24 protein-coding genes and 1 pseudogene are annotated in these 24,302 nt (G+C 64.4%); 10 read left to right on the forward strand and 15 right to left on the reverse strand.

Annotated features, from left to right (window positions below):
• Window positions 1–77, reverse strand: a pseudogene (locus KZZ07_RS22950) (GTP-binding protein); the annotation flags it as partial.
• Window positions 78–211: 134 nt separating this feature from the next.
• Window positions 212–775: a hypothetical protein gene (locus tag KZZ07_RS22955; RefSeq protein ID WP_219517824.1), complete on the reverse strand. Its 564-nt coding sequence runs from the start codon at window positions 773–775 to the stop codon at window positions 212–214.
• Window positions 776–904: 129 nt separating this feature from the next.
• Here KZZ07_RS22955 and KZZ07_RS22960 point away from each other — a divergent pair, with 129 nt between their 5' ends.
• Window positions 905–2,263 carry a cytochrome P450 gene (locus KZZ07_RS22960; protein ID WP_219518015.1) on the forward strand — a complete coding sequence of 453 codons (1,359 nt, stop codon included), beginning with the start codon at window positions 905–907 and terminating at the stop codon, window positions 2,261–2,263.
• A 215-nt stretch (window positions 2,264–2,478) separates the two neighbouring features.
• Here the strand turns inward: KZZ07_RS22960 and KZZ07_RS22965 are convergent, their stop codons facing one another.
• The 4 genes from KZZ07_RS22965 to KZZ07_RS22980 all read right to left on the reverse strand — a co-directional run bounded on the left by KZZ07_RS22965 (window position 2,479) and on the right by KZZ07_RS22980 (window position 5,048).
• Entirely contained in the window at window positions 2,479–3,054 is a 576-nt protein-coding gene (locus tag KZZ07_RS22965) for a cob(I)yrinic acid a,c-diamide adenosyltransferase (protein ID WP_219517832.1), read from the reverse strand.
• A gap of 1 nt (window position 3,055) precedes the next feature.
• Window positions 3,056–3,256 (reverse strand): twin transmembrane helix small protein, encoded by a 201-nt coding sequence (locus tag KZZ07_RS22970; RefSeq protein WP_219517834.1) that lies wholly within the window; start codon window positions 3,254–3,256, stop codon window positions 3,056–3,058.
• A gap of 63 nt (window positions 3,257–3,319) precedes the next feature.
• Entirely contained in the window at window positions 3,320–4,150 is an 831-nt protein-coding gene (locus tag KZZ07_RS22975) for an SDR family NAD(P)-dependent oxidoreductase (RefSeq protein ID WP_219517843.1), read from the reverse strand.
• A 106-nt stretch (window positions 4,151–4,256) separates the two neighbouring features.
• Window positions 4,257–5,048 carry an SH3 domain-containing protein gene (locus KZZ07_RS22980; RefSeq protein ID WP_219517846.1) on the reverse strand — a complete coding sequence of 264 codons (792 nt, stop codon included), beginning with the start codon at window positions 5,046–5,048 and terminating at the stop codon, window positions 4,257–4,259.
• Window positions 5,049–5,200: 152 nt separating this feature from the next.
• Here KZZ07_RS22980 and KZZ07_RS22985 point away from each other — a divergent pair, with 152 nt between their 5' ends.
• The 7 genes from KZZ07_RS22985 (at window position 5,201) to KZZ07_RS23015 (ending at window position 14,787) form a co-directional block, all read left to right on the forward strand.
• On the forward strand, window positions 5,201–7,624 hold the full coding sequence (locus KZZ07_RS22985) for a DNA topoisomerase IV subunit A (protein ID WP_370631235.1): 2,424 nt from the start codon (window positions 5,201–5,203) through the stop codon (window positions 7,622–7,624).
• A 248-nt stretch (window positions 7,625–7,872) separates the two neighbouring features.
• Window positions 7,873–9,114: a DUF898 family protein gene (locus tag KZZ07_RS22990; RefSeq protein ID WP_219517849.1), complete on the forward strand. Its 1,242-nt coding sequence runs from the start codon at window positions 7,873–7,875 to the stop codon at window positions 9,112–9,114.
• The gene (locus tag KZZ07_RS22995) at window positions 9,111–10,238 is read left to right on the forward strand and encodes a M48 family metallopeptidase (RefSeq protein WP_219517851.1); all 1,128 of its coding nucleotides are present in this window, start codon (window positions 9,111–9,113) and stop codon (window positions 10,236–10,238) included. The genes KZZ07_RS22990 and KZZ07_RS22995 overlap by 4 nt, the downstream gene beginning before the upstream one ends.
• Before the next feature lie 129 nt (window positions 10,239–10,367).
• Window positions 10,368–11,588, forward strand: coding sequence for a DUF898 family protein (locus KZZ07_RS23000; RefSeq protein ID WP_219517853.1), 1,221 nt, complete (start codon window positions 10,368–10,370; stop codon window positions 11,586–11,588).
• Entirely contained in the window at window positions 11,588–12,703 is a 1,116-nt protein-coding gene (locus KZZ07_RS23005) for a M48 family metallopeptidase (protein WP_219517855.1), read from the forward strand. Before KZZ07_RS23000 ends, KZZ07_RS23005 begins: the two co-directional genes overlap by 1 nt.
• A gap of 399 nt (window positions 12,704–13,102) precedes the next feature.
• Window positions 13,103–13,861, forward strand: coding sequence for an electron transfer flavoprotein subunit beta/FixA family protein (locus KZZ07_RS23010; RefSeq protein ID WP_219517864.1), 759 nt, complete (start codon window positions 13,103–13,105; stop codon window positions 13,859–13,861).
• Window positions 13,861–14,787, forward strand: a complete 927-nt coding sequence (locus KZZ07_RS23015) for an electron transfer flavoprotein subunit alpha/FixB family protein (RefSeq protein ID WP_219517867.1) — start codon at window positions 13,861–13,863, stop codon at window positions 14,785–14,787. Before KZZ07_RS23010 ends, KZZ07_RS23015 begins: the two co-directional genes overlap by 1 nt.
• Window positions 14,788–14,859: 72 nt before the next feature.
• On the opposite strand, the gene KZZ07_RS23020 is transcribed toward KZZ07_RS23015, so the two are convergent.
• A complete protein-coding gene (locus tag KZZ07_RS23020; protein WP_219517869.1) occupies window positions 14,860–15,690 on the reverse strand; it encodes a DUF6473 family protein in 831 nt (276 codons plus the stop codon).
• A gap of 144 nt (window positions 15,691–15,834) precedes the next feature.
• On the opposite strand from KZZ07_RS23020, the gene KZZ07_RS23025 reads away from it, so the two are divergent.
• On the forward strand, window positions 15,835–16,710 hold the full coding sequence (locus KZZ07_RS23025) for a 3-hydroxybutyryl-CoA dehydrogenase (protein ID WP_219517871.1): 876 nt from the start codon (window positions 15,835–15,837) through the stop codon (window positions 16,708–16,710).
• A 155-nt stretch (window positions 16,711–16,865) separates the two neighbouring features.
• Window positions 16,866–17,801, forward strand: coding sequence for a helix-turn-helix transcriptional regulator (locus tag KZZ07_RS23030; protein ID WP_219517872.1), 936 nt, complete (start codon window positions 16,866–16,868; stop codon window positions 17,799–17,801).
• On the opposite strand, the gene KZZ07_RS23035 is transcribed toward KZZ07_RS23030, so the two are convergent.
• From KZZ07_RS23035 to KZZ07_RS23070, 8 genes are all read right to left on the reverse strand, one after another.
• Window positions 17,796–18,665 carry a response regulator transcription factor gene (locus KZZ07_RS23035; protein ID WP_219517875.1) on the reverse strand — a complete coding sequence of 290 codons (870 nt, stop codon included), beginning with the start codon at window positions 18,663–18,665 and terminating at the stop codon, window positions 17,796–17,798. The genes KZZ07_RS23030 and KZZ07_RS23035 overlap by 6 nt on opposite strands.
• Before the next feature lie 149 nt (window positions 18,666–18,814).
• Entirely contained in the window at window positions 18,815–19,693 is an 879-nt protein-coding gene (locus tag KZZ07_RS23040; protein WP_219517884.1) for a lysophospholipid acyltransferase family protein, read from the reverse strand.
• A gap of 46 nt (window positions 19,694–19,739) precedes the next feature.
• A complete protein-coding gene (locus KZZ07_RS23045) occupies window positions 19,740–20,018 on the reverse strand; it encodes an HPr family phosphocarrier protein (protein WP_219517885.1) in 279 nt (92 codons plus the stop codon).
• Window positions 20,019–20,052: 34 nt separating this feature from the next.
• Window positions 20,053–20,451: a PTS sugar transporter subunit IIA gene (locus KZZ07_RS23050; protein WP_219517887.1), complete on the reverse strand. Its 399-nt coding sequence runs from the start codon at window positions 20,449–20,451 to the stop codon at window positions 20,053–20,055.
• Window positions 20,448–21,377 (reverse strand): RNase adapter RapZ, encoded by a 930-nt coding sequence (gene rapZ / locus KZZ07_RS23055; RefSeq protein WP_219517897.1) that lies wholly within the window; start codon window positions 21,375–21,377, stop codon window positions 20,448–20,450. The genes KZZ07_RS23050 and rapZ overlap by 4 nt, the downstream gene beginning before the upstream one ends.
• Before the next feature lie 2 nt (window positions 21,378–21,379).
• Window positions 21,380–21,796: an HPr kinase/phosphorylase gene (locus tag KZZ07_RS23060; RefSeq protein ID WP_219517899.1), complete on the reverse strand. Its 417-nt coding sequence runs from the start codon at window positions 21,794–21,796 to the stop codon at window positions 21,380–21,382.
• A 9-nt stretch (window positions 21,797–21,805) separates the two neighbouring features.
• A complete protein-coding gene (locus KZZ07_RS23065) occupies window positions 21,806–23,524 on the reverse strand; it encodes a sensor histidine kinase (protein WP_219517908.1) in 1,719 nt (572 codons plus the stop codon).
• A gap of 3 nt (window positions 23,525–23,527) precedes the next feature.
• Complete coding sequence (locus KZZ07_RS23070) at window positions 23,528–24,229, reverse strand: response regulator transcription factor (protein ID WP_219517910.1); 702 nt, start codon at window positions 24,227–24,229, stop codon at window positions 23,528–23,530.
• Window positions 24,230–24,302 lie beyond the last annotated feature (73 nt).

Below are 24,302 nucleotides of genomic sequence, written 5' to 3' on the forward strand. Positions count from 1 at the left end.
GTCTTGCCGTGGTCAACGTGGCCAATCGTGCCGATGTTGCAGTGCGGCTTGCCGCGTTCAAACTTTTCCTTTGCCATCTCTCAGACGCCTCACGTTAGAGGGGGCCGCCGACGCGCCCCGAGTTTCATCGCGCGCCGTTTATTGAGTCGGGCAGCGAAAATCAAGCACCTAGTCGGCCCCGGCCCCTGTCGGGCCCGGGCCGGGCCCTGTCTCAGCAGGCGCCCTGAACGCGCTTTGCGTTGGAGGGCGGCGTGTAGTCTTCGGTGAACCAGTCGTCGCTGTCCTGCATCTCGCGCAGCCACTTCTCGATGTCCAGCGCCGCGGCCTCGGCCAGCTTCTGCATCTGCTCTTCGCGGGTCAGCTGCAGGCGCGATTCGAAGACCTGGATGACCATGATGTCATGCGCCTTGTTGTTCATCTTGATGCAGTTGCCATCGTCAAAGACCGTCACGGCGACATGCAGGGCCGATTTGCCCGGCACCACCGGCGGCGGCAGGGAATAGGCGATCACCTTGATACCGAGGTGATAGAGGCGTTCTCCCTCGAAACGGGTAAACCGCTGTTGCATCGCGGCATCCACGGTTTCGATCCATTCCTCCGGGGTCGCGTCGCGCGACACCAAAAGCTTGGACGGCTCGGGCTTTTCGGTCACGACGGCGACATAGCCCAGCGAGAAATCCCCCACCGGCGTCGTCGGTCCCGACAGGTCCTTGGTGGCATCCGTGCAGGCGGTCAGCCCAAGGGCCAGCAGCAAAACGGCAGCGATCCGGATCATAGACATCCCTCCTTAGTCGGCGCCTGCGATAGCGCGCCACCCGTCTGCCTGCAATCGGGTGGGGGCTTTGTCGACCCCCGTGCGGCCCCTATCTTTGCAACAGCGACCGTGGAGCCACAGATGACCCGAATGCCTTCTGCGCCGGATCCGGCCCGCCTGCCCGTCCGTGTGCCGCTTGTCACCGGCCCGCTGGGCCTGTGGGGCAGCCTGCAGGCCACGCGCGAAAACGTGCTGTCGATCATCCCCGAGGTGGCGCTGCACCTGCCCATCGTGTCGGGCCGCACGGGCAAACGATGGCACATGGTCATGGACCCCGCGGCAATCCGCCGGGTGCTGCTGGAAAACCTCGACAATTACCCCAAGTCCCTGGTGACAAAGAACCTTCTGCGCCCCGCCGTCGGCGACTCCCTGTTCATCGCCGAGGGCGCGCACTGGCGCTGGCAGCGGCGCACAGCGGCGCCCGCCTTTTCGCATCGCAACGTACTCAACCTTGCCCCTGTCATGACCCGAGCTGCGGAACGGTCCGTCGCGCGGATCGCAGAGGCCGGGCCGCGCGCCGTGGACATGATGCAGGAGATGGTGACCGCCACTTTCGACGTGATCTCGGATGTCACATTTTCGTCAGGCGAGGGGTTCCAGCGCGACACCGTTCACCAGGCCATCGACGCCTACATCTCGGAGGCGGGCAAGGTCTCGCTCTTCGACGTGCTGGGCTTTCCTGATTGGGTGCCGCGTCCGGGCCGCCTGCGGGCCGGCGGTGTCCCAGAGATGCGCCAGATCGCCGACCGCGCCATCCAGCGCCGCATCGACGAAGGCCCCGAGGACGTGCCCGACCTGCTCGACCTGCTGCTGGCGGGCGAGGATCCGGAGAGCGGGCGCAAGATGAGCCTGGCCGAACTGCGCGACAACCTGCTGACCTTCATCGTCGCCGGGCATGAGACGACGGCGCTCGCCCTGTCCTGGGCGCTTTATCTCATGGCCTTCGACCCAGAAGCGCAGGATCGCGCCCGGGCCGAGGCGCAGGCGGTCCTTTCGGACGGTTTCGCCCGGGGCGAGGATGTTTCGCGGCTGGTCTATGTCCGGCAGGTGGTGGACGAGGCCCTGCGGCTTTATCCGCCCGGCGGGCTGGTGTCGCGCACGGCGCTGGACGAGGACAGGCTCTGCGGCACGCGCATCCTGCCGGGCGACACGGTGATGCTGCCGATCTACGCGCTGCACCGGCACAATGCGCTATGGGACGAGCCGCAGGCTTTCCGCCCCGACCGCTGGGCCGGCGAGAGGCCGGACCGCTATGCCTACCTGCCGTTCGGAGACGGCCCGCGCATCTGCATCGGCGCAAGTTTCGCCCTGCAGGAGGCCGTGATCATCCTGGCGACGCTGCTCGCCAACTTCCGTTTCACGCCCGTGCGGGGGCGTGATCCGAAACCGGTGATGATCCTGACCCTGCGCCCCGAAGGCGGCGTCTGGCTGGAGGCGCAGCGGCTCTGACCTGCGACGCCTTTCGGTCGCCAATCCTTCCACTGGAAGGGATCGCCGGTCTTACGACCGGTTCGCGCCCGCCCGTCGGGCCGGGGCTCCGCCCTTCCGGTCGCCAATCCTTCCACTGGAAGGATCGCCGGTCTTACGACCGGTTCGCGCCCGCCCTTCGAGCCGGGGCTCCGCCCTTCCGGTCGCCAATCCTTCCACTGGAAGGATCGCCGGTCTTACGACCGGTTCGCGCCCGGAACCCACAAGACATCCGCGCGGCCGTCGTCATTGGCGATCCGCGCCGCGACAAAGAACCAGTCGGACAGGCGGTTGAGGTATTTCACCGCCTCGGGGTTCACCGTCTCCATCGTCGCCAGCTCCACCACGAAGCGTTCCGCCCGGCGCGCCACAGTCCGACAATGGTGCATGTGTGCGGCCAGTGGCGTCCCGCCCGGCAGGATGAAACTGCGCAGGGGTTCCAGCCGTCCGTTCATCACGTCAATCTCGGACTCCAGCCGGGCAACCTGGCTCGCGTCCATGCGCAGCGGCGGGAAGTCCCGTTCGGCATCCTTTTCCATGTCCGGCGTGCACAGGTCCGCGCCCAGGTCAAAAAGGTCATTCTGGATGCGGCTCAGCTGGCCCTCCAGGTCACCCTCGGCCTGCAGACGGGCCAGCCCGACAACCGAATTCAGCTCATCCACCGTGCCATAGGCCGTCACCCGCGTAGAGAATTTCGCCACGCGCGCGCCATTGCCCAGCGCGGTTTCGCCGGCATCGCCGGTCTTGGTGTAGATCTTGCTCAGAACAACCATGTCATTTCCCCCGGATCCAGACGAAGGCCAGGATCAGAATTACCGCGATGAACTGCGCCGCGATCCGCCAGCGCATGATCTTATTTGCGTGTTTTTTGTTGAAGTCTCCGCCCCTGGCAAAGGTCCCGATGCCGAAAAGCAGAATGCCGAGCACCGCCAGAACGGCGACACCGACAACGATGAACAGTGGATCCTTGGCCATGATATCTCCCGGGCTTTGTCCCTCACATAGCGGACGTATTCAAAAAGGCGACGGGGCGTAGCGTCACCCCTTGGCCACCAGCCAGTCCAGCGCCCGGGTCGGCAGCAGGCGCCGCAGCCCCCCCATCAGCCAGGTCGCCGTGGTGATGTAATAGCGCGGACGCGGGCGCGGGCTTTCCAGCGCATGAATCAGTTTCGCGGTCACCGCCGAGGGCGGCAGTTCGAAGGTATCGGGACCGCGATCCTCATACAGCCGTTTCAGCAGCTTCGCCTCGTACAGGGCCTTGCGCGGGCTGTTCTTCCAGTCGATCCAGCGTTCGAAATGCGGGATCGCGTTGACCCGGATCTTTGACGTCACCGGCCCGGTGTTCAGCGTCACAACATGGATCGGCGTGTCGCGCATCTCGATCCGCAGGGTGTCGGTCAGCGCCTCGGTGGCGTGCTTGGTGGCATTGTAGGCCGACCGCCAGGGCGCCACCACCAGGCCCAGAACCGACCCGTGGTTGACGATCCGACCGTGCCCCTGCGCCCGCATGACCGGAATCACCCGCCGCGTCAGGTCATGCCAACCAAAGACATTCGCCTCGAAAATCTCGCGCAGCGCCTGCACCGGCAGATCCTCGGAGGCGCCCGGCATGGCATAGGCGCCGTTGTTGAACAGCGCATCCAGCGTGCCGCCAGTGGCTGTCAGCACCTCGTCCAGCGCCGCCTCGATGCTGGCGGGATCGCTGTAGTCCAGTCGCGGACTGTCGAACCCTGCGGCGCGCAGGCTCTCGCAATCCGCCTCTTGCCGGCAGGCGGCAAAGACGCGCCAGCCGCGCGCCTTCAATCCATGCGCCGCGTCATGGCCGATGCCCGAGGAACAGCCGGTGATGAGAATGCTGCGTGTCGTCATGGGCGCGATTTAGGACAGGCAGACGGCAATTGAAAGCGCGTGCGGCCAGCGTGACCCAGCCCCGGGCCTGACCCGGGGCCTCTGCCCCCGCCCTTCCGGTTGCGACCTAGTCCGCCGCCTGCAGGAAATCGTCGGACATCCAGCCAACCGCCTCGTCGAGGCCCGACAACACCCGCAGCCTGACCCAACCGTCGCCGGTATCGTCCAGCACCTCGACCTCGTCGCCCTCGAACAGCTGGGTGATGACATCATAGCTGGTCGCAGGGCCGCCGCGCAGGTTCACGCGGGTGCCGGTCACGGTGCGCAGGTCGCGCTCGTCGGGCGCGATCACCGGCGCCGCGCCCTCACCCACCCGAGAGCCCAGCGGTGCGCCGTCCCCCAGGCCAGCAAGCGGCGGGATCGGGTCGCCCGGCCCCACGGTTTCCGGGATCACCCCCGGCCCCAGCACATCCGCCAGCGAACGCGCGAGCTCGTCCGCCGGGTCTGCCGCATCGGGCACCGGGGGCGGCGTATCGTCCTTGACGATCGCATCGGCCAGCGCGGCGGCGATCTCGTCCTCGGGGTCGGGCGTCGAAGGCTCTGGCGCAGGGGCCACGACCTGCGGCGTGGGATCGGCCACCTCGGGCGCCGGATCGGGCACGCGCACGGTTTTGGACGGCAGGGGATCGCGCGGCGCAAGCGAGCTGACCCGCGGCTCTGCGGCGGGTTCGGGCGCGGGATCGGGGCGCCGCACCGTCAGCGTATTTGCCGGCACGCGGACCTGTGGCGCGCTCGGCTTGACATCGGCCAGGATGGTCACGCCATGCTCTCCGGGTTCGAAATCACTGCCGCCCGAAAGATACCACCAGGCCACGCCCAACAGCAAAAAGGTCATCAGCATCGTGCCGCGGACAATCATCCCCAGGTCTCCGTTCAGTCACCGCCCCCACCACCCCGGGGCGGCGTCGCCCGTTGATAGCCGATTTCGCGCGCCTCTCGTAGGGTCTTGGGCGGTGTTTTTTCCCATCACGCGGCTTGCCGCTTTGATGTGGCGCAGGTATCACCAGATCTATGGACGAGGACGCCGATACCCCCAACATGCCCGAACGTGATCAAGCAGAGCCGCTGCGGCGCGCCATTGGCGACCGTTACCTGACCTATGCGCTCAGCACGATCATGCACAGGGCGCTGCCCGATGCGCGCGACGGGCTGAAGCCGGTGCACCGGCGTATCCTTTATGCAATGCGCAGACTGCGACTTAGTTCCAGTGGCGGCTTTCTGAAATCCGCCAAGATCAGCGGTGACACGATGGGGGATTTCCACCCCCACGGCGACGCGGCAATCTATGACGCGATGGCGCGCCTGGCGCAGGATTTCACTATCCGTTACCCGCTGGTCGACGGCCAGGGCAACTTCGGCAACATCGACGGCGACAACCCGGCGGCCTCGCGCTACACAGAGGCGCGCATCACCGTGATGGCCGAGGCGCTGCTGGAAGGGCTCGACGAGAACTCCGTCGATTTCCGCCCGAACTACGATGGCCGTTTGACGGAACCCTCGGTTCTGCCGGCCTCCTATCCGAACCTCCTGGCCAATGGCTCTTCCGGGATCGCCGTCGGCATGGCGACCAATATTCCGCCGCACAATATCGTCGAGCTGATCAATGCCTGCCTGCACCTGATCAAGTCGCCGAACGCGGTGGACGACACGCTGCTGCAATATGTTCCCGGGCCGGATTTCCCCACCGGCGGCGTCATCGTGGAACCGCCCGAGAATATCGCGACCGCCTATCGCACCGGGCGCGGCAGCATCCGGTTGCGCGCCCGGTGGCACACCGAGGACCTGGGCCGCGGCACCTGGCAGGTGGTGGTGACGGAAATTCCCTACCAGGTGCAAAAGTCCAAGCTGGTCGAGCGCATCGCGGAACTGATCCAGACCAAGAAGGTGCCGATCCTCGCCGACGTGCGCGACGAAAGCGCCGAGGACATCCGCATGATCCTGGAGCCGAAGTCCAAGAACGTGGACCCGGATGTCCTGATGAACATGCTGTTCCGCAACTCGGACCTGGAAATCCGGTTCTCCCTGAACATGAACGTGCTGATCGACGGCGTGACGCCCAAGGTCTGCTCGCTCAAGGAGGTGCTGCGCGCCTTCCTCGATTTCCGGCGCGAGGTACTGATCCGGCGGTCGAAACACCGGATGGCCAAGATCGACAACCGGCTGGAGGTGCTGGAAGGGCTGATCGTCGCCTTTCTGAATCTCGATCGGGTGATCGACATCATCCGCTACGACGACGACCCCAAAGCCGCCCTGATGTACGAGGACTGGTCGAAGCCGCATCAGGAGACCGTCGTTCGCGCCACGGACGAGCGCGATTATGTTTCGCCGCTGGCGGGCATCGACGTCAATTCGCTGGAACTGCGCGAGGACCCCGAGGCCATCGCGCGCGGCGTGCTGGCCGATGACGGCACCGACGCCAAGGTGCCCGCGCGGTTCGTGGGCCGGTCCGAGGGCCTGTCGGACGTGCAGGCCGAGGCGATCCTCAACATGCGCCTGCGCAGCTTGCGCCGCCTCGAAGAGCTGGAACTGGTCAAGGAACGCGACGCCCTGATGGAAGAGCGCGCCGGGCTAGAGGACCTGCTGGACAGCGAGGACATGCAGTGGTCCCGCATCGGCGACGAGCTGAAGGATGTGAAAAAGAAGTTTGGCAAGGGACTGGACCGTGGGGCGCGCCTGACCTCTCTGGCCGAGGCGGCAGAGGCCGAGGAGGTCCCGCTGGAGGCGATGATCGAGCGCGAGCCGATCACAGTGGTCTGCTCGCAGATGGGCTGGATCCGCGCCATGACCGGCCACATCGCGCTGGACCGCGAGCTGAAGTTCAAGGACGGCGACGGGCCGCGCTTCATCTTCCACGCGGAAACCACCGACCGCCTGCTGGTCTTTGCCTCGACGGGGCGGTTCTACACCCTGTCGGCGGCCAGCCTGCCCGGCGGGCGCGGCATGGGGGAACCCCTGCGCCTGATGGTCGACCTGCCCAACGAGGCAGAGATCATCGACATCTTCATCCACAAGCCGGGGCGCAAGCTGCTGGTGGCCTCCTCTGCCGGGGATGGGTTCGTGGTGCCCGAGGACGAGGTGATCGCCCAGACCCGCAGCGGCAAGCAGGTGCTGAACGTGAGGGCGCCGTCGCGGGCGCTGGTCTGCAAGACGGTCGCGGGCGATCACGTCGCGGTGGTGGGCGAGAACCGCAAGGTCCTGGTCTTTGCGCTGGACGAATTGCCCGAGATGGGACGCGGCAAGGGTGTGCGCCTGCAAAAGTACAAAGACGGCGGATTGTCCGACGCACGGACCTTTACCCTGGCCGAGGGGCTGAGCTGGTTGGACCCGGCGGGACGGACCCGCACCGAAACGGCGCTGGAGGAATGGACCGGCAAGCGCGCCGGGACAGGCCGCATGGCGCCGCGTGGAATCCCAAGGGACAACAAGTTCACCTGACCTGTTTCGCGCGCGAAACATCGCCCTTTAACAAAGGGTTAACCCTTTAACCCCGTCAGGTGGCCAGAGGTCCCGGGTCAAGCCCGGGACAGTGTTCCGCGAAGACCCGCACCATCCGCGATGCCGCAGCCCCGGACGTGATCCGGGGCCTCGCCGTTTGCCCAAGACCACCGCTGTTGCGCCTTGGCGCCGAAAGCGCCACTCTTTCGCCAAGGGAAGATGACAGGCCGGGCACCGCTTTGGACGCTATGGATACATCGCCTGGCGCCCTGGCCCAGGCCGAGATCGCCGCGCAGGAGCAGCGCGTCGAGAGGCTGTCGACGCTCTTTACCGGGCGCCGCTGGCCGCTGTTCACGCTGGTGCTGGGCACAGGGGTCCTGTCGGTCCTGACCCTGGGACTCTATCGGTTCTGGCAGAAGACCCGCGTCCGACGATGGTACTGGTCGGCGATCCGCCCCGGCGGGCACCCGCTGGAATATGTCGGCGACCCATACGAGAAACTGCTGGGTTTCCTGATCGCCGTTGTCATCCTGGCCTTTTACATCGGCGTGGTGAACCTGCTGTTGATGTTCGCCAGCTTCTCTCTGTTTCAGGGCAATGTCGCGGCCTATGCGCTCAGCTTCATCGGCGTCGTGCCGATCTGGTTCTATGCCCGTTACCGCGCGCGGCGCTACGTGTTGGCGCGGACCCGCTGGATGGGCCTGCGGTTCGGGCTGGCGCCGGGCGCCTGGGGCTTTGCCCTGCGCGCGCTCTGGCACTGGATCCTGACGCTGATCACGCTGGGCCTGCTCTGGCCGCGCATGACCTTCAAGCTGGAGAAATACCGCACCGACCGGACCTGGTTCGGCGATCACCGCATGGAACAGGGCGGCACCTGGACAATGCTGTTCTGGACGATCAAGTGGCACCTGGCGGCCCTGGGTGTCGCCCTGGTCTGCCTGCCCATATTGGGCGCCGGACTGATGCCTCTGGCGGTCTTCGGGTTCTGCCTGTCGGGTCTCTTGCTGGTCTTCGGCGCGGTCTATTACCGGGTGGAAACGCGCAAGCGGCTGACCGGCGAGAAACGCCTGGGGGCGATCCGCCTGACCCTCAAGGTCAACTCCTTGCGGGTCTTCTGGATTCTGCTGTCGGGCTATACGCTGTCGCTGCTGGTGGCGGCGATCCCGACCGGCTTTCTGCTGGTGCTGTTCTTTCGCCTGCAATCGGCAGAGACCCTGACCGAAATCGGCATGGACGAGATGTCTCAGGTGCTGGCCGGGGCCGACCGCTGGGCATTGGTGGGCATGACCGTGATGAGCTATTTCGCGATCTTCCTGCTGTGGTCCGCGCTGACCCAGGCCTGGGTGACGCTGCCGATCGCCCGGCTGTATGCGCGCGGTCTGACGGTCGAGGGTGCCGAGGCCCTGCCCGCCATTCGCCAACGCCCGCGCGACGAACATATCGAGGCTGAGGGCTTTGCCGAGGCGCTGGACGTGGGGGCCTCGCTATGAGCACGGTCCTGAAGGTCAGCGCCCGTCCCCCGGTCTTTCGCGGCGAGGGGCTGTTCTACGACGGCAAACACGCCGAGGCCCGCCCCATCGACCTGTCGATCAACGAAAAGCGCGGCGTCCTGCTGGGCGAGGGGCTGGACTGGCCACTGGACAAGATCCGCCTGGTGCCGGACGTGGCCGGCAAGGACCTTGTGATCCTGCGCCACCGCGACGACCCTGCCGCCCGTCTGATCCTGACCGACGAAGCGCTGCTGACCCGCCTGCCCGAAAAGGACCGTTCGGCCCCCGTTGCGCGGCGCGGACGTCTGGCGGCCTGGGCGTTGGGAGCGATCGCCTCTGTCGCGCTGATCCTTTTCGTGCTGGTACCGCTGATGGCCGACCAGCTGGCGGAACACCTCCCGCCCGAGGGCGAAAAGGCCCTGGGAGAGGTGACCCTGAAACAGATCCGCGAGGCGCTGGACGACAGCGGGCTTCAGCCCATCGCCTTTTGCACAGGGCCCCAGGGGGAACGCGCCCTTCGCCGGATCGAGGACCGGCTGACCGAGCAGATGGACCCGCCCGTCGAGCTGACGGTGCATGTTCTGGATCACGACATGGTCAATGCCTTTGCCCTGCCCGGCGGGCACGTGGTCTTTTTCCGCGGGCTGATCGACGAGGCGGAAACGCCAGAAGAGATCGCCGCCGTCATGGCGCATGAGATCGGCCATGTCATCAGCCGCGATCCCACACGGCACGCGCTCCGCTCTGCCGGGTCCATCGGGGTGCTGGGGCTGATCTTTGGCGATTTCGCGGGCGGGGCCATCGTGTTGTTCGTGACCGAACAACTGATCGAGGCGCAATACAGCCAGGGGGCCGAGGCAGAGGCCGATGTCTTTGCCCATGACCTGATGCAGCGGGCCGATCTGTCCCCTGCCGCGCTGGCGGTAATGTTCGAACGGTTCCGCACCCTGGCGGGCGGCGATGCCGAAGGGTTCATCGGGCATTTCCTGTCACATCCCCGGCTGGGCGACCGCATCGCCGCCGCGCGCGAGGCGGTGCCCGAAGGGTTCCAGCCCCGGCCCCTGCTGGACCCCGGCGAATGGCGGGCCCTGCAGGGCATCTGCGAGGGCGAACAGGCGTTCTGACGCCAATCAGCAACAACCCCCAAAGGGCAGGCATTCCCGACTTTACGCCTCTTTGTACTGACAGCATTCTGATGGCATCACCCGCTCATCCGCTTTCGCGCCCGTTTCCGCCAAAGAAAGACAGGTTTAATGAATACTGATCAAGATTTAATGGACATCCGTTATACCGGCGAGAAAGGCCCTTTGTTCGGCCTCGCCCTGAAAACCGGCCTGCTGACTATCGTCACACTGGGCATCTACCGATTCTGGCAAAAAACCCGCATTCGCAAATACATCTGGTCCTCGGTCGATGCCGGGGGCGATACGTTCGAATACACTGGCACCGGGATCGAGAAATTCCTGGGCTTTCTCGTCGCCATCGTCTTTCTGGCGATCTACGTCGGCATCATTCAGATGGTGCTTTTCTATGCCGGGCTGAACATCATGGTCGATCCGGAAACCGCCTCGCCGCAGGAGGCCATCGCCCAGGTCGCGGCGATCTACATCACCTTCTTCGCGGTGCTGCCCTTCATCCTCTACGCCATGTACCGCGCGCGCCGCTACAAAATGGCCCGCACCCGCTGGAGGGGCATCCGCTTCGGCATGGAAAAAGGCGCCTGGGGCTACGTTCTGCGCGCCATCGGCTATGGTTTTCTGGCCGCGATCACACTGGGCATCCTGCTGCCGCTGCAGACCTTCAAGCTGGAAAAATACATGGCCGACCGCAGCTATTACGGCAGCGCACGGTTTACCCAGGAAGGCAAGTGGAGCGACCTCTACAAGGCCATGACGCATATCCTGATCGCCATCGGCATTGTCGTCGTCAGCGCCATCGCCATGGCCGGTGCCGCCGCCAGCGAGGCGGTCGGGCTGGCGGTGCTGGGCGGCATCGGCATCTTTGTCGGCTACATCTGGTTCTTCTTCGGCTCGGTCCACTACAGCGTGCAGAGCTTTGGCTACCTCAGCCGCAACAAGCTGCTGGGTGACGAGATCCGGTTCAACGCCCAGCCGCGCACCGGCTTTGTCATCAAGACCTACATCCTCGGCGGGCTGCTGCTCAGCCTCTTGGCCTCGGTGGCCTTCGGGATCGTCGGCGCTCTGGCGACCGGGTTCATCCCGCTGATGCAGGGGGCCTCCGGCGTGACCGTTGCGCTCTTTGGCGTCATCATGGCGGTTGGCTACATCGTCGCGCTGGTGGTTGTGCAGGCTCTTGCCATGATCCTGATCACCCAGCCGATCCTGGGCCACTACATCGAGACGCTGCAGATCCGGAACGCCGGCGCGCTCAACCGCATCGCCCAGCGCGAGGCCGAAACCGGCGTCGATGCCGAAGGCTTTGCCGATGCTCTGGACGTGGGTGGCGCGATCTGATGCAAAAGACCGAGGCGCAGTTCTTTGATGGCCTCACGGCAGGGCGGCATGATGTTCGTGTCGCCCTTTCCGATGACCGGCAGGCCATGATCATCACGGGTGAGACCCTGCCCGAAACCCTGCGTTGGCCTCTGATGGACCTGCGTGCGCTCAGCGACACCGGCCACACCGACCGGTTGACCCTGACGCGCCACGCGGAAACCGAGGACGAGGCGCCGCGCGACCCCGCGCGGCTGATCCTTCTGGACCCTGAACTGATCGCCTGGATGCACCGCACCCGCCCCGGCCTGTTCCGCGCCGACATGCACAAGGGCACCTGGCGCAAGATCGGGATCTACACCGGCGGCGCGGTGGCGGCAGCCGGGCTGATGCTGTTCGTGATCCTGCCCGCGATGGCCAACACTCTGGCCCGGATCATCCCCGTCGAACGCGAGATCGCCTTTGGCAAGGTCGTGGTCCGCCAGATGGAACGCGTGCTGGGCAGCGGCAGCGGTTCGCTGCGCTGCACCGATCCGGCGGGGGTCGCCGCGTTGGACAAGATGGTGACGCGCCTGACCCGGAACCGCGAGATGCAATACCAGATCAGCAGCCAGGTCTTTGACCACGGCATGGTCAACGCCTTTGCCGCCCCCGGTGGACAGGTTGTCGTCCTGCGCGGGCTGCTGGAGGCGGCAGAAAGCCCCGAGGAGGTCGCCGGGGTTCTGGCGCACGAGATTGGCCACGTCGAATCGCGCGATGCCACGCGGCACGCGCTGCGCACTGCCGGGTCGGCGGGCCTGCTGACCATGATCATCGGCGATTTCTCCGGCGGTGCTGCCATCGCGCTGGTGGGCGAACAGCTGATGACTGCCGCCTATACGCGTGAGGCCGAAGCCGCCGCCGACCTGTTTGCGTTGGACATGCTGCAAGGGGCCCAGGTGAGCGCGGACGGCTTTGCCCGTTTCTTCGACGAACTGGACGACATGCAAGGCATTGAAATCCCCGCCTACCTGTCGACCCACCCGATCACCTCGGACCGGGCGGACCAGGCGCGGAATTTCGCACGGGAGCAGAGCGGAACCCGCCCTATCCTCACCGCTTCCGAATGGCGCGCACTGCAGAACATCTGTCGATAGGGCCTGAAAAAGGGGGGCTTTCGGGGCCTTCTACGCCCGGAAAACAATCTTGAAAATCAACGGTCTTCTCATTGCAGAACGGCGCGGACCCGCCCGCCAACGCCGGGAAATTCATTCGATTTTTCGAAGCTTTGATGCCGCAAGCAGTCAGACAGATCTGCGAATCCCTGCGCGCGCCGATGCAAATGCCGCCAACGGCAAAGCACTGGCGCCTCGGGGAGCGCCCGGATTTTATTGGATTCGATGGTATACCGGAAAACGTCTCGTCATGGCGACGCGTATTGACGGTAACGCGACGATTTTTCGCTGTTTCCTCAGGTCCCGGCAGGCTACACCACGCGACGAGGAAGTCTCGCGGGCCCGCCCGCGGCAATGGTAGACCTGAGGAGAGACACGCAGATGAAGGTCATTGTGCCCGTCAAGCGCGTGATCGACTACAACGTGAAAGTCCGCGTCAAGGCGGACGGATCGGGTGTCGATCTGGCGAACGTGAAGATGTCGATGAACCCCTTCGACGAGATCGCCGTGGAAGAGGCGATCCGGCTGAAGGAAGCCGGCAAGGCGGACGAGGTCATCGCCGTCTCGATCGGCGTCAAGCAGAGCCAGGAAACCCTGCGCACCGCGCTGGCCATGGGCGCCGACCGCGCCATCCTGGTTGTCGCTGCCGATGACGTGCATACCGACATCGAGCCGCTGGCCGTTGCCAAGATCCTGGCCGCCATCATCAAGGAAGAAGAGCCGGGTCTTGTCCTGTGCGGCAAGCAGGCCATCGACAATGACCTGGGCGCCACCGGCCAGATGCTGAGCGCGCTGCTGGGCTGGTCGCAGGCCATGTACGCCAACAAGGTGGACGTCGAGGGCGATTCCGCTGTCGTCACCCGTGAAGTCGATGGCGGTCTGCAGACCGTCAAGGTCAAGATGCCGACCATCATCTCGACCGACCTGCGCCTGAACGAACCGCGCTATGCCTCGCTGCCGAACATCATGAAGGCGAAGAAGAAGCCGCTGGATGAGAAGACCGCCGAGGACTACGGCGTCGATGTCAGCCCGCGCCTCGAAATCGTCTCGACCGGCGAACCGGCGGCCCGCGCGGCCGGCGAGATCGTCCCGGACGTCGATACGCTTGTCGCCAAGCTGAAAGAAAAGGGGATCGTGTGATGGCCGTTCTGCTGATTGCCGAGATCAACGACGGCGCGCTGGCGATGGACGCCACCGCGAAGGCCGTCAGCGCCGCCAAGGCACTGGGTGACGTGACCGTCCTGGCCGCCGGCGCCTCTGCCAAGGCTGCTGCCGACGAGGCCGCCACCATCGAAGGCGTGTCCAAGGTCCTGGTGGCCGAGGATGACCTTTATGGTCACCGCCTGGCAGAGCCGGTTGCCGCGCTCATCGCCTCGCTGGCCGGCGACTATAGCCACGTTGTGGCGCCCGCCACCACCGACGCCAAGAACATCCTGCCGCGCGTGGCCGCGCTGCTGGACGTGATGGTGCTGACCGATGTGACCGAGGTCGTGGACGCCGACACCTTTGTCCGCCCGATCTACGCGGGCAACGCGATGCAGACGGTGAAATCCAAGGACGCGACCAAGGTCATCACCTTCCGGACCTCGACCTTTGACGCGGCCGCCACCGGCGGCTCCGCTTCGGTCGAGACGATTGCCGCAGGCGACAACCCCGGCCTGTCGGAATGGGTCGAGGACAAGGTTGCCGAGAGCGACCGTCCCGAGCTGACCTCGGCCGGTGTCGTGGTTTCCGGCGGCCGTGGTGTCGGATCGCAGGAAGACTTTGCCATCATCGAAAAGCTGGCCGACAAGCTGGGGGCTGCCGTGGGCGCCTCCCGTGCCGCCGTCGACTCGGGCTTTGCCCCGAACGACTGGCAGGTTGGCCAGACCGGCAAGGTTGTCGCGCCGGACCTTTACGTTGCCGTCGGCATCTCGGGCGCGATCCAGCACCTGGCCGGCATGAAGGACTCGAAGGTCATCGTCGCGATCAACAAGGACGAAGAGGCCCCGATCTTCCAGGTCGCGGACTACGGCCTTGTTGCCGACCTGTTCGAGGCCGTTCCGGCCTTGACCGAAAAGCTGTAATCCGGCGGGGGCGCACCGCCCCCATCCCGCGAACACCATCAAGGCCCGCCCGAAAGGCGGGCCTTTTTCATGTCAGCGCCGCACCATCGCGCGCAACACCGGCGTCAGCGCCTCTCCCGCCTCCTCGTGGGCGAGCGGCCCCATGAGTTCGGCGGCGGCGCAGGATTCGAAATCTCCGAACACCATGCCACGCGTGCCCTCGGTCAGGGCCGTGCCAGAGGCTGCGACCTCGACCACCTCGCTGACCCTGGGGCGCAGCGTCTCGATCATGTCCCGGGTCACAAACAGCGGGTCGCCATCCAGCCGCCAGGGCAATTCGGACGGCACCGGATGGTCGGCGAACCACAGCAGCACCGTGTCCCCCCGCAGTTGCGCAAGCAGTTGTTTCATGCGGGAGGTCCAGGCCATGCGCAGCTCTGACTGGACCTCGGCAAACCGGTCGCTGGAGACATCGGCCAGCCGCCCCAGCATGTGCCGGACAAAGTGAAACTCTGTAAAATCGATCTCAGGATACAGCGCCTGCAGCGTTTCGGAGGCCCGCAGGAAACGGTCATTACGACGCGGATGCACCGTGTAGAATCGGTTCGACAGGTTCTGTGCCCCCATCACCTGGACGACCCTGACCGCGGCCCCGCTGGCAAGGTCCAGCACACCGGGATCGTTCAGGTACAGGTCCACCCCGGCGTTGACCACGCCAAAATTCACGCATGCCAGCTTGATCCGTTGCTCCAGAAGCGCCGGAAAAGGCTGCTCGATGAACCGCCCGTAGGTTTCCGTTCCTCCCAGGAAGGCAAAATAAAGCCCGTCGAGCTGCCGGCGCGGCCCGCGAAACAGGACGCGTGATGTGCCGTATCGGCACGGATAGTATTCCAGGGTCGCATGGCCCCCGCCATGTGCAGACATTTTCCCACCTCATTTTTCACCCACAGGAGAGAATCGGGCAAAGCCCTTGCCATTTTGCTAATGCGACAATGCGAGACGAATCCGACGCTCTTGCAGCCCCGCCAAAGCCGGGTCATGGTGGCCGCGGCAAAAGGGGATCGGGTCATGGAAATCAAGTCTATCGGGGTCGTCGGCGCGGGGCAGATGGGCAACGGGATTGCCCATGTCATGGCGCTGGCAGGCTACGAGGTACGCCTCAACGACATCAGCCAGGAGGCGCTGGACAAGGCCGTTGCCACCATCGGCAAGAACCTTGACCGGCAGGTCAGCCGTGAGAAGATCTCGGCCGAGGAGCGCGACCGGACAATGGCGCGCATCCGCACCACGTTGCAGCTGCCGGAGATCGCCCAGACCGACCTTGTGATCGAGGCGGCGACCGAGCGCGAAGAGGTCAAGGACAAGATCTTTGCCGCGCTGTTGCCCCACCTCAAACCCGAGACCATCCTGACCTCGAACACCTCGTCGATCTCGATCACCCGTCTGGCCAGCCGCACGGATCGCCCCGAGAAATTCATGGGGTTCCACTTCATGAACCCGGTGCCGGTGATGAAGCTGGTGGAACTGATCCGCGGCATCGCGACCGACCACGACACCTACACGGCCTGCCTGGGCGTGGTCGAGAAACTGGACAAGAACGCCGCCAGCGCCGAGGATTTCCCCGCCTTCATCGTCAACCGCATCCTGATCCCGATGATCAACGAAGCCTGCTACACCCTGTACGAGGGCGTCGGCAACGTGCGCTCGATCGACATGGCGATGAAGCTGGGCGCCAACCACCCGATGGGGCCGCTGGAACTGGCGGATTTCATCGGGCTGGACACCTGCCTTGCGATCATGAACGTGCTGCACGACGGGCTGGCGGATACGAAATACCGCCCCTGCCCGCTGCTGACAAAATACGTCGAGGCCGGCTGGCTGGGCCGCAAGGCCGGGCGCGGGTTCTACGACTACCGCGGCGACGAACCGGTGCCGACACGCTGAACCGTCTTCAGACCAAAAAAGTTGCATTTTCGGGGCGTCGTTATACGGTGAATTGAAACGTCGCGACGGGACTGTTCATGGTCAACGGGCCGCTCCACCACCCGAATTGGGCCGTTCAACTGGCGTCCTATCTCGATGCGCGTGGCGTCCGAACAGTGCCGTTGCTCGCAAAGGCGGGCTTTCCCCAGCCGACGGCGATAGACACCGAAATCGCGGTTCCGTTCGAGTGGATCGCCGGTTTCTTCGAGCTTTCTGCAGAGGCCACGGGCGACGACCTGCTTGGCTTCCGTTTCGGAACCGCCATCGACGTGCGGGATGCCGGGCTGATCGCCTTTCTGGGGGTCTATGCCGAAACCATGCACGAAGGCATCGTCAACACGGCGCAGTTTTCCAGCACCTTCGGCGATGCCATATCCTTCGATCTGTCCCGGCTCGATACCGAGGGGCGTCTTGGCTACGACTACCGTGTTCCGATCAGCGTCGAGACACGACAATACGTCGAGTGGTTCGCGTCAGGCTGTCTTCACGCCTATCGAATTGTCATGCAGAAACATATCCAATGCCGGGCCGTGCACTTTCGGCATCTGCGCGAACACGGCCTCGGCGAGATGCATCAGCATTTCGGATGCACGCCGCAGTTCGGCGCCCGGGAAAACGCGCTCTATTTCTCACAGGCGGACCTCGCCACGCATATACCGAGCGCCGACGACAAGCTGCTGGGTTTCCTGCGACGCACTGCCGAAGACGTGCTGGACCGTCATCCGAGGAATGCGCCCACCCTTCAAACCGCCGTCGAACGCGCGCTCATGCGTCGCCTGCCCGAAGGCAAGGTCGCGTTGAACGACATCGCGGGCGATCTGGGGCTCAGCCCGCGGACGCTGTCCCGGCGGCTGCAGGACAACGGCCTGACCTATCGTGATGTCCTGAACGGGCTGCGAGAGGCCTTGGCGACCCGGTATCTGACCCGCAGCACGATATCGCAGACCCAGATCGCCTTCATGCTGGGGTTTTCCGATCAGGCCGCCTTTGTCACCGCCTATCGAGGATGGACAGGCCAGACCCCGGGTTCGGTGCGCCGCACGGCATCATGAAACCCGTTTGAAGGGGATTGGTTCGCGCAGCATCCCCTCCGGCTCTCCACGAAATCGGTAGCCCAGGCCGTACAGTGTTTCGATCGCTTCAAACTCGGGGTCCACTTCCCGGAGCTTCCGGCGAATCCGCTTGATATGGCTGTCGATGGTCCGTTCCTCGACAAAAATGCCATCCTCGTAGCTCATGGAGTGAAGTTGATCGCGCGAGCGGACGTGCATCGGCCGCTTGGCCAGCGCGTGCAACAACATGAACTCCGTCCGAGTCAGTGTGACCGGCGTGCCTTTCCAAGTCACGATATGACAGGTCGCATCCATTTCCAGCGGCCCGCGCCGCATCAAGCGTTTGTTCTCCGGCGAGTCGGGTCCCGACAACGTTGCACGACGCACCAGGGTGCGCATCTGCTCGAGCGCCAACTTGCTGTCCTGCTGAGGCGTCAACACCAGATCCGCACCGACCTTCAGCGCAAGAATGGTCACGGCGGCATCCTCCATCTCAGCGACGAGAACCAAGGGCACGGTGCTGAACATTCGCAGTTTCTGAATCACCATCAGGCCACCTCCAAGCACATCGGCAGTCTGGAGAACGACCAGCTCAGGCGCATCACGCCGGATCACGTTGAGTGCCATGTCCGCATCGGTCAGCACCGTAACGGCAAATTCATCGGGCGGCATCAACGCCTTCAAAAAAGCCACGCGCCGCCTGTCGCGCGTGACAAGCACCACCGAAGTCTTGTCGGCTTTGACCGGCTTCCCGGTAACGGTCTTGCTTACTTTGTTCATTTCCCAGGCCCACCATCGGCTAATGAAACGGACCGTTGCCAGAAGAACGGCAAACAGCCCAAGGACGGTCTGGTTATTGTCCATTTTCGGCCATGCTTATTGTGATCGAAGGACAAAGCCTTGCGGGAACGTGCCAACACACCCTCAAAATCGCCGCGTTCCCAGAGCAGGGCCCGCCGACGTAGATCTGGTCTGTTTCTGGAACGAATCTGATCGCGGGCGCCCAGAGCGCCTCAGCCCTCGCGCAGGCCCAGTGTCCGCTCACGCAGCCAGGCCACGAACTCGCGCTGGCCGCCGGTGAAGGCCTTGACGTCCTCGGGGGTGATCGGCTCTCCGACGACGGGTTTCTGCGGGCGTTTGCAGGCGTGCACCACCTCGTGGATCAAGAGCCCCTGGCGGATCGTGGCGGAGAGCTTGTTGGCGATCTGGTAAGCGCGGCTGTTCTGCCCCGGAAAGAAGATCGGCACGACGGTCGCCCCCGACCGTTGAATCATCTTGGCGGTAAAGGGATTCCAGCCCGCCTCTTGCGCCGTGCCGAACCAGGTTTCGGACGAGGCCACGACGCCGGAGGGGAACAGGACGATGACGCCCCCGTTCTTGAGGTGCTCCATCGCCCGCGCCCGCATTTCAAGGCTCTGCTCGCGCGCGTCTTCCTCATGCGGGAAGGGCACCGGGATCATGAACGGCTCGACCTCCTTGACGCCGGTCAGCAACGAGCGCGTCAGGATCTTGTAATCGGTGCGGACCCGGCCGATCAGTTCGGCCAGGACCATCCCGTCAACCAGCCCGTGGGGGTGGTTGGCCACAATGATCACCGGGCCGTCCTTGGGGATCCGGGCGATCTGTTCGGCCGGGGTCATGAGGTCGATCCCCATGATGCCCAGTGCCTGGCTCCAGAACGCCTGCCCCTCGACAGGACCCATGCGTTCGAACCGCCGCACCATGCGCAGCAGGGGGATCTTGCCCGTCAGCCATTCCAGCGTCCGGATCGTGTTCGCCTTCCACGGGTTGGTAAACGTGTTGGCGTAACTGACCTGACGCTTGTCATAGGGTGCAGGATTTCTGGACACGCTCCGCCCCCTCAGGGATGTCGATTGGGTGCTTTCGACCATGCGCCTGCTACTGTCCCGTATTGCACGTCAGCGCCTGACACCGGCGCTAACAGTCTTCCCCGAAACGGTCGGCCACCAAGGCCTCAACCGCATCGGCCAGCGCCTCGGCGTCCGGCCCCGAGATCTGGACTTCAATAGTGCTTCCTTTCGCGGCTGCCAACATCAAAAGCCCCATGATACTGTCTCCGCTGGCGGACATCCCGTCGCGGCTGACCTCGGCCATCGCGTCGAATCCCTCGACCACCTCGACCAGTTTGGCAGAGGCGCGGGCGTGCAGGCCCTTCTCGTTGACGATCTTCAGCGCGCGGTGAACGGAGTTGGTCATGGAAACCCGGCTTTCTCGTGACGGATCAATAGGTTCAAGCTGAATCGGCCGGAATGTTCTGGCTGTCAATGTACTTCCGACCGGCTTCAAGGGCATGACGTACCGCTTCTGGCACAGTCAGGTGACGACTTTTGGTCAGCTTGATCAACATCGGCAGATTCGCGCCGTATAGAATACGGCGATTGTCGGGGCGGCAGGCGTTCAGCGACAGATTCGAAGGCGAGCCGCCGAACATGTCGGTGACGATCACCACGCCGCCCCCACTGTCCACCGCATCGGCGGCGGCGCAGATTTCGGCCTGCTTGTCGGCACGGTTGGCATCCGCCTCGATGGAAATCGCCAGCATCGCCGGTTGAGGGCCGACCACATGTTCGACCGCCGCGAGGTACTCACGGGCCAGTCCGCCATGCGCGACGATCACGATACCGATCACCGGGACACCTTTCCAACCATGCCGACGACGCGTTCGGAAACGGGCGTTCCGCCGCTCCGTTCCAGTTCGCGGTGCCTAATTGACACCCGCCAGCCTTCCTGCGCAAGAGCTGCCGAGACGTTTTCCGTCACGGCAACCGACCGATGCTGCCCGCCGGTACAGCCAAAACCGATGGCGAAATGCGCCTTGCCCTCTGCCACCACCGCCGGCAGCATCAAAAGGATGAGACCGGTCAGCCGATCCAGGAAATCCTCGTAGCGGGGATCACCCGCCACGAAGGCGGCGACCTGCGGATCCAGCCCGGTCAAGGCGCGCAATTCCGGCTCCCAATGCGGATTACGCAGAAACCGGCAGTCGAACACCACGTCCAGCCCCTGCGGCAGCCCGCGCTTGTAAGAAAAGCTTTGCACCGAAACGGCGGTGCCCTGCCCCGTCACCTCGCCGAACCAGCCTTCCAGTTCCGCCCGCAGGTCGTGCACAGACAGTTCCGATGTGTCGATCAGGATATCCGCCCGCGAGCGTACGTCGGTCAGCAGGGCCTTTTCGCGCACCACGCCGTCTACCGGCATCTCGTCCGGGGCCATCGGGTGACGGCGGCGGGTTTCGGAATAGCGCCGTACCAGGACCTCGTCGGTGCAGTCGACATAAAGCAGATCGACAGGGGCAGGCATCTGTTCCGTCAGGATTTCATAGAGCTGCAACAGCCCCTCTGCGCTGAAATCGCGGTTCCGCACGTCGATGCCCAGCGCCAGGGGGCGCGCGGGAGGCATGTTACGATCGACCAGCCGCGGCACCAGGCTCAGCGGAATGTTGTCGATGGCTTCGAACCCAAGATCCTCAAGCACGTTGATCGCGCTTGACCGCCCGGCACCCGAGGGGCCGGTGACAAAGACGATGCGCGCGCTGCCTGTTTCCTTTTGGTCCATCTCTACTCTCGCCGTCCCGACTTGAGATAGTGAACGAGTCCTGCGGGGAAATATTCAGACGCGGAATTGTGAAGCAATGGCACATCCACCCCCAGCAGCCGGGTGGACCGGTTAGGCGGCAAGCGATGCCTTTCGGCCACATTCAGGTCCAGCACGGCGACCAGGAGAATGCCGGTCACATGGGGCGCATACAGCAGACCGATCGCGCGCGCCTCGATCATCCCCGCCAGCACGCGAGGTACGGAAAGGATCAGGTGCGCGCCCTGCCGGGTGACGATGGTCCGGTCATCGGCGATCAGCTGCGCGCCCCGCGCCATCAGTTCCAGCGCAAGACCCGATTTGCCACTGCCAGAAGCGCCGCGGATCATCAGGCCCCGGCCCGCCACGGCAACCGAGGTGGCATGCAGAACCTCCCGCATGGGGCGGGGTCAGACCGGCAGGCCGACGACGAAGCGTGCGCCCAGCGGCTCCGAGGTCACATCGGCCTCGGTCGGGCGGATGTTCTCGGCCCAGATCACGCCGCCATGCGCCTCGATGATCTGCTTGGAAATGGCAAGGCCGAGGCCGGAGTTGTTGCCGAAATCCTGTTGCGGGCGCGAGGTGTAGAAGCGCTTGAAGATCTTCTGCAGCGATTCCTCGGGGATGCCCGGGCCGGTGTCCTCGACCACCACCAGCACACGGTTGTCGCGGCGCCGCGCCCAGACGCGGATCGCGTCGCCGTCCTCGCAAAAAGAAATCGCGTTGGTGATGAGGTTGACAAAGACCTGCGCCAGGCGCGGTTCCAGCCCGGTGATCGTGACCGGCTTTTTCGGCAGGTCGGTGATGAACTCGATGCCCTTCTTGCGCGCATCCTCGCCCAGGAACTTGGTCAGGTTACCCAGCATTTCCAGCAGGTTGAACTCCTGCTCCTCTTCCTTGACCAGCTCGCTGTCCAACCGCGAGGCATTCGATATGTCGCTGACCAGCCGGTCCAGGCGGCGCACGTCATGTTCGATCACGTCCAAGAGCTTGACCCGGTGATCCTCTTTCTTGACCATCCGCAGGCTGCCCACGGCAGAGCGTAGCGACGCCAACGGGTTCTTGATCTCATGCGCCACGTCGGCGGCGAATTGTTCGTTCTGGTCGATCCGGTCGTAAAGCGCGCCGACCATGCCGCGCAATGCACCCGACAGGCGCCCGATCTCATCCGGGCGGGCGGTCAGGTCGGGGATGCGGATACGGCCCGGCGTGCGCGCCTTGCGGTTCCGATCGCGCCCGATCTCGGCCGCGTCGGCGAGGTCGGAAATCGGGTTGGAAATGGTCGAGGCGAGCACCAGGCTAAGACCGATCGAGACCAGCGTCGCGATCACGAACATCTGCAGCACACGCTCCCTTTCGGCGCTGACGGCGGCGTCGATCTCGGTCGCCGGAGAGACCAGCGCAATGGTCCCCACCAAGGCATCGCCCTGCCGGATCGGGGTCAGGGCAAAGAAGACGGTCGCCCCGTCTCCACCGCCGGATTCGACACGGGTCAGGGCCGGATCGCCGGATTCGATGGCGCGGCGCAGGCGATCCTCGAGGTCGAGCTCGGGTTCGGTTTCGAAATAGCTGAACAGGCCCGCGACACCGTCCCAGATCGTGTTCAGGAAATCCGAGATCAGGGTCGGCTTGTCCTCTTCGACCGGCGCGATGATCGGCGGCACGCTGCCCCGTGTCTCACCGACCAGGAAACTGGCACTGTCGAAGACCATCAGGCGCACGCCGTCGCGCAGGTCGATCCCCTGGACCGTACTGGCCACGTCGATGCCGTCACCGGTGCCAAGGCTGACCGGTGCCCCGCGCGGCAATTGCGCCTCGAACACGTCCGCGACCAGTTCAACCTCGGCCTGCAGCGCGTTGACGCGCTGCACCGCCAGCGTATCGCGGGAGGAATTCAACCAGAGAATCCCCGCGACCAGCACGTTGAGCGCAATCAGGTTGAACGTGATGATCTTGCGCGTCAGCGGCGAGCGGTTGAGCGTGAACAGCCCCCGCCGCGCGCGGCTGTCGCGCAATTCCTTTTCAACCGTGCTGTCGGGCGCGACCCAATCGTCGCCCAGCACGACGTCGGCGTCACGCCGCCCGCCTTGACGATCATCCTGCATCGGGAGCTGTTCGGCCAGGGCCATCCCTTACTCTTCGTTGTAGCGGTATCCGATACCGTAAAGCGTTTCGATCGCCGAGAAGTCGGTATCGACCGTGCGCATCTTCTTGCGCAGCCGCTTGATGTGGCTGTCGATGGTGCGATCATCGACATAGACTTGATCGTCATAGGCCACATCCATCAACTGGTCGCGGGATTTCACGAAACCCGGGCGCTGCGCCAAGGCCTGCAGCAGCAGGAATTCCGTCACGGTCAGCGAGACGTCAAGCCCTTTCCAACTGACCGCATGGCGCAGCGGGTCCATCGTCAGGCTGCCGCGGGTCATCAGCTTGGTCTCTTCGGTGTCGCCAACGACATCTCCGGCCACCGCCTCCTGACGGCGCAGCAACGCGCGGATGCGTTCCACCAGAAGACGCTGCGAAAACGGCTTTTTCACATAGTCGTCGGCGCCCATGCGCAGGCCCAGAACCTCGTCGATCTCATCGTCTTTCGAGGTCAGGAAGATCACCGGCATCTTGGATTTCTGGCGCACGCGCTGCAGCAGGTCCATGCCGTCCATGCGCGGCATCTTGATGTCGAACACGGCCATGTCGGGCATCTTCTTGTTGAAGGCGTCAAGGGCCGATTGGCCGTCGTTGTAGGTCTCTACCTCGAACCCTTCCGCCTCAAGAGTCATTGACACCGACGTCAGGATATTCCTGTCGTCGTCCACAAGGGCGATCTTAGACATTTTGCTGTCCTTATACTGCTCTGGTTGCCTATTTTTTTTCGTACTATCGGCGATTTTCCGCTTTACAGCAATC

This window comes from Mameliella sp. CS4 (assembly GCF_019392335.1).
Taxonomy (GTDB): domain Bacteria; phylum Pseudomonadota; class Alphaproteobacteria; order Rhodobacterales; family Rhodobacteraceae; genus Antarctobacter.

Excerpts from the sequence above, each read along its gene's own strand:
- KZZ07_RS22955 (WP_219517824.1), bottom strand. The coding sequence starts at position 775 with ATGATCCGGATCGCTGCCGTTTTGCTGCTGGCCCTTGGGCTGACCGCC.
- KZZ07_RS22960 (WP_219518015.1), top strand. The coding sequence starts at position 905 with ATGCCTTCTGCGCCGGATCCGGCCCGCCTGCCCGTCCGTGTGCCGCTT.
- KZZ07_RS22965 (WP_219517832.1), bottom strand. The coding sequence starts at position 3,054 with ATGGTTGTTCTGAGCAAGATCTACACCAAGACCGGCGATGCCGGCGAA.
- KZZ07_RS22970 (WP_219517834.1), bottom strand. The coding sequence starts at position 3,256 with ATGGCCAAGGATCCACTGTTCATCGTTGTCGGTGTCGCCGTTCTGGCG.
- KZZ07_RS22975 (WP_219517843.1), bottom strand. The coding sequence starts at position 4,150 with ATGACGACACGCAGCATTCTCATCACCGGCTGTTCCTCGGGCATCGGC.
- KZZ07_RS22980 (WP_219517846.1), bottom strand. The coding sequence starts at position 5,048 with ATGATTGTCCGCGGCACGATGCTGATGACCTTTTTGCTGTTGGGCGTG.
- KZZ07_RS22985 (WP_370631235.1), top strand. The coding sequence starts at position 5,201 with ATGGACGAGGACGCCGATACCCCCAACATGCCCGAACGTGATCAAGCA.
- KZZ07_RS22990 (WP_219517849.1), top strand. The coding sequence starts at position 7,873 with ATGGATACATCGCCTGGCGCCCTGGCCCAGGCCGAGATCGCCGCGCAG.
- KZZ07_RS22995 (WP_219517851.1), top strand. The coding sequence starts at position 9,111 with ATGAGCACGGTCCTGAAGGTCAGCGCCCGTCCCCCGGTCTTTCGCGGC.
- KZZ07_RS23000 (WP_219517853.1), top strand. The coding sequence starts at position 10,368 with ATGAATACTGATCAAGATTTAATGGACATCCGTTATACCGGCGAGAAA.
- KZZ07_RS23005 (WP_219517855.1), top strand. The coding sequence starts at position 11,588 with ATGCAAAAGACCGAGGCGCAGTTCTTTGATGGCCTCACGGCAGGGCGG.
- KZZ07_RS23010 (WP_219517864.1), top strand. The coding sequence starts at position 13,103 with ATGAAGGTCATTGTGCCCGTCAAGCGCGTGATCGACTACAACGTGAAA.
- KZZ07_RS23015 (WP_219517867.1), top strand. The coding sequence starts at position 13,861 with ATGGCCGTTCTGCTGATTGCCGAGATCAACGACGGCGCGCTGGCGATG.
- KZZ07_RS23020 (WP_219517869.1), bottom strand. The coding sequence starts at position 15,690 with ATGTCTGCACATGGCGGGGGCCATGCGACCCTGGAATACTATCCGTGC.
- KZZ07_RS23025 (WP_219517871.1), top strand. The coding sequence starts at position 15,835 with ATGGAAATCAAGTCTATCGGGGTCGTCGGCGCGGGGCAGATGGGCAAC.
- KZZ07_RS23035 (WP_219517875.1), bottom strand. The coding sequence starts at position 18,665 with ATGGACAATAACCAGACCGTCCTTGGGCTGTTTGCCGTTCTTCTGGCA.
- KZZ07_RS23040 (WP_219517884.1), bottom strand. The coding sequence starts at position 19,693 with ATGGTCGAAAGCACCCAATCGACATCCCTGAGGGGGCGGAGCGTGTCC.
- KZZ07_RS23045 (WP_219517885.1), bottom strand. The coding sequence starts at position 20,018 with ATGACCAACTCCGTTCACCGCGCGCTGAAGATCGTCAACGAGAAGGGC.
- rapZ (WP_219517897.1), bottom strand. The coding sequence starts at position 21,377 with ATGGACCAAAAGGAAACAGGCAGCGCGCGCATCGTCTTTGTCACCGGC.
- KZZ07_RS23060 (WP_219517899.1), bottom strand. The coding sequence starts at position 21,796 with ATGCGGGAGGTTCTGCATGCCACCTCGGTTGCCGTGGCGGGCCGGGGC.
- KZZ07_RS23065 (WP_219517908.1), bottom strand. The coding sequence starts at position 23,524 with ATGGCCCTGGCCGAACAGCTCCCGATGCAGGATGATCGTCAAGGCGGG.
- KZZ07_RS23070 (WP_219517910.1), bottom strand. The coding sequence starts at position 24,229 with ATGTCTAAGATCGCCCTTGTGGACGACGACAGGAATATCCTGACGTCG.